A 2,766-nucleotide genomic window follows, 5' to 3' on the forward strand; every position below is an offset into this window, starting at 1 on the left:
GGCCGAGCGGCCGCTCGCAGAGGAAGCAGCGGGCTGGCTCGTCCACTAGCGCCGGAGCCAGTGGACCCTGGCGAAATAGGCGCTGATCACGAGCGCGATCGCGACGCAGACGCCGACCACGCCCCAGAAGGCCCATTCCTCCTCGGCATAGGGGATGCCCTTGACGTTCATGCCCAAGAGGCCGGTGATGAAGGTGAGCGGAAGGAAGATGAGCGCGACGATCGACAGCAGGAGCGCCCTCACCTCCATCTGCTCGCCCCGCAGGTCGGTCAGCTGCTCGTGGAGCAAGGCGGCCCGCTCGCGCACCGCCTCGAGCTCCTCGGTCATGCGCGAGAAACGGTCGGCGGCCTCGCGGATGTGGAGTCGGTCTTCCTCCGCGAGCCAGGCGAAATCCAGCTGGGCGAGAGTCAGCAGGGCATCGCGGTCGGGAGCGACGAAGCGGCGATAGGTGATCGCCTCCGAACGGATCGAGGCGATGGTCGTGCGGAGCTTGTAGACCTGGTGCGGCTGGAGATCGGTCTCGCAATCGTCGAGCTTGTCGCCGAGCGCGGCGACCTCCGGATCGAGCTGCTTCGAGATGGCGCGAGCGAAGGCGGCGACGAGATCGCCGGGATCGAGGATCTTGCCCGTTTCCATCTGCTCGATGACCGCCTGGAGCGCAGACAGGGGGCGGCGGGAGACGGAGCTGACCCGCCCCTGCCGCACCCACATGCGGATGGAGACGAGGCGGTCGCTGTCGTCGGTCTCGACCGCGGCGGGGCCGCGAAGATTGACGATCGCGCCGTCCTCGATCCGGTCGCAGCGGGGGCGGGTCTCGGTCGCCACCAGCGCGTTGGCCGCAATGTCCGGAAGGTCGCCCTGGGCCTTCAGCGCCGCGAGATCGGCCTCTTCGAGCGTGTCGAAGTGGAGCCAGATGAAGCCCGGCCCCTGATAGGCCGCCGCCTCATCCGACCCGACCCGGCGCACCGGGCCGTCGCCGACGAGGATAGCGGCGCAGCCCATGCTAGCGGAGGTCCGCCACGAACGCGCGGACTGCAGGGCCGACATCCTCCCGCTCGAGCGCAAGGGCGAGATTAGCCGTGATGAAGCCGGCCTTGTCGCCGCAATCGTAGCGCTTCGCCCCGACGGTGACGCCGTGGAACGGCTGGGTGCCGATCAGGCGCGCCATCGCGTCGGTCAGCTGGATCTCGCCGCCGGCGCCGCGCTCGGGATTGTCGAGGATGCGCATCACTTCGGGCTGGAGGATGTAGCGGCCGATGATCCCGAGCGTCGACGGCGCCTCCTCCGGCTTCGGCTTCTCGACGAGGCCCTTCACTTCGGTGCGGTTGCCGCTGGTCGCGCCCGGAGTGATGATGCCGTAGCTCGCGGTCTTCTCTGGAGCGACTTCCTCGACGCAGATGATGTTGCCCCCGACCTCTTCATAGTCGTCCACCATTTCGCGGAGGCAGCCGGGATTGCCCCACATGAGATCGTCCGGGAGCAGGACCGCGAACGGCTCGTCGCCGACGATGTCGCGGGCGCACCAGACGGCATGGCCGAGCCCGAGCGGCTCCTGCTGCCTGACGGAAGCGAGCGCTCCGGCCGGGAGGCGCGTAGGCTCCAGCACGTCAAGGGATTTGCCCCGTTCCCGCATCGTCGCCTCGAGTTCGTAGGCGATGTCGAAATAATCCTCGAGCGCCGCCTTCCCGCGCCCGGTGACGAAGATCATCTGCTCGATCCCGGCCTCGCGCGCTTCATCGACGGCATATTGGATGAGCGGCCGGTCGACCACCGGAAGCATCTCCTTGGCAAAGGCCTTGGTGGCGGGGAGGAAGCGGGTGCCGAGGCCGGCAACGGGGAACACGGCCTTGCGTACAGGTTTCATCGATACTCCAGTAGTTGAGGTGCCCGGCCGCTCTAGGGCGGCGGAAGGTCGAAGCGATCGTCCTTGCGGGGCTCGGAGCGGCGCAGCGGCTCGCCGGTGCGCTCCGGCACCGCGATCGGCGGCGGGGTCAGCATCTCTTCGGTGGTGGGTGCGCGGGCAGCCATGGCCGGCGCTGGCGGCGGCGCTTCGCCGGGCTTCGGCCGGAGCGGCTCGCGCGATCCGCAGGCGGCGAGAAGCGCACAGGCGGCGAGGATGGCGACTTTGTTCATGTCCGTTCTTCCGTCTTCCCGTGCCTCTTACCGGCCATAGGCGCAAGAGCGAAGCGCTTGTCGAGGCGCACCGCCCCGATTAACGGCGACGGCAACGGAGTGCCCCTTGCCCCTCATCCTGCTTCTTCTCGCGCTTTTGCTGACGGGGTGCGACGCTCAACCCTCGGGCAAGGCGGACCAGCCCCAGTCTCCGCGGCCGGGCGCGCAAGCGGCGGGTCGTCTCGACCGCTCCCATGCGGGCGCGCCCGCGCCTGCAATCGCGTTCGAGGGTCCCGACGGAGAGAGCGCCAGCTTCGCCGACTTTCGCGGTAAGCCCCTGCTCGTGAACCTCTGGGCCACCTGGTGCGCGCCGTGCGTCGCGGAAATGCCGACGCTCGATGCGCTTGCGGCGGCGGAGCCGGGCATCGAGGTGGTCGCGATCAGCCAGGATCTCGACGGGCGGCAGAAGGTGGACGCCTTTTTTGAAGAGCGTAAGCTGAAGGCGCTGGAGCCCTTCATCGATCCCCAGCTGCAATTGATGGGAGGCCTCAAGGTCCAGTCGCTCCCCACCACCATCCTCTACGACAGGAACGGCCGCGAGGTCTGGAGGATGACCGGCGAACAGGATTGGACCGGCTCGCGCGCAAAGGCGCT

The 2,766-nt window shown here is 68.5% G+C and carries 4 protein-coding genes; 1 reads left to right on the forward strand and 3 read right to left on the reverse strand.

What is annotated here, in order from left to right:
• Window positions 1-45 precede the first annotated feature (45 nt).
• Genes VF662_RS11975 through VF662_RS11985 form a run of 3 tightly spaced genes read right to left on the reverse strand, consistent with a single transcriptional unit; the run spans window position 46 to window position 2,133 of the window.
• Window positions 46-1,002, reverse strand: coding sequence for a zinc transporter ZntB (locus VF662_RS11975; RefSeq protein ID WP_464141450.1), 957 nt, complete (start codon window positions 1,000-1,002; stop codon window positions 46-48).
• A 1-nt stretch (window position 1,003) separates the two neighbouring features.
• Entirely contained in the window at window positions 1,004-1,864 is an 861-nt protein-coding gene (galU, locus tag VF662_RS11980; protein ID WP_464141452.1) for a UTP--glucose-1-phosphate uridylyltransferase GalU, read from the reverse strand.
• Window positions 1,865-1,896: 32 nt separating this feature from the next.
• Window positions 1,897-2,133, reverse strand: a complete 237-nt coding sequence (locus VF662_RS11985) for a hypothetical protein (RefSeq protein WP_464141455.1) — start codon at window positions 2,131-2,133, stop codon at window positions 1,897-1,899.
• Window positions 2,134-2,239: 106 nt separating this feature from the next.
• On the opposite strand from VF662_RS11985, the gene VF662_RS11990 reads away from it, so the two are divergent.
• The coding region (locus VF662_RS11990) for a TlpA family protein disulfide reductase (protein ID WP_464141457.1) at window positions 2,240-2,766 on the forward strand (527 nt) is incomplete at its 3' end.

The organism is Allosphingosinicella sp. (assembly GCF_036387215.1).
Taxonomy (GTDB): Bacteria; Pseudomonadota; Alphaproteobacteria; order Sphingomonadales; family Sphingomonadaceae; genus Allosphingosinicella.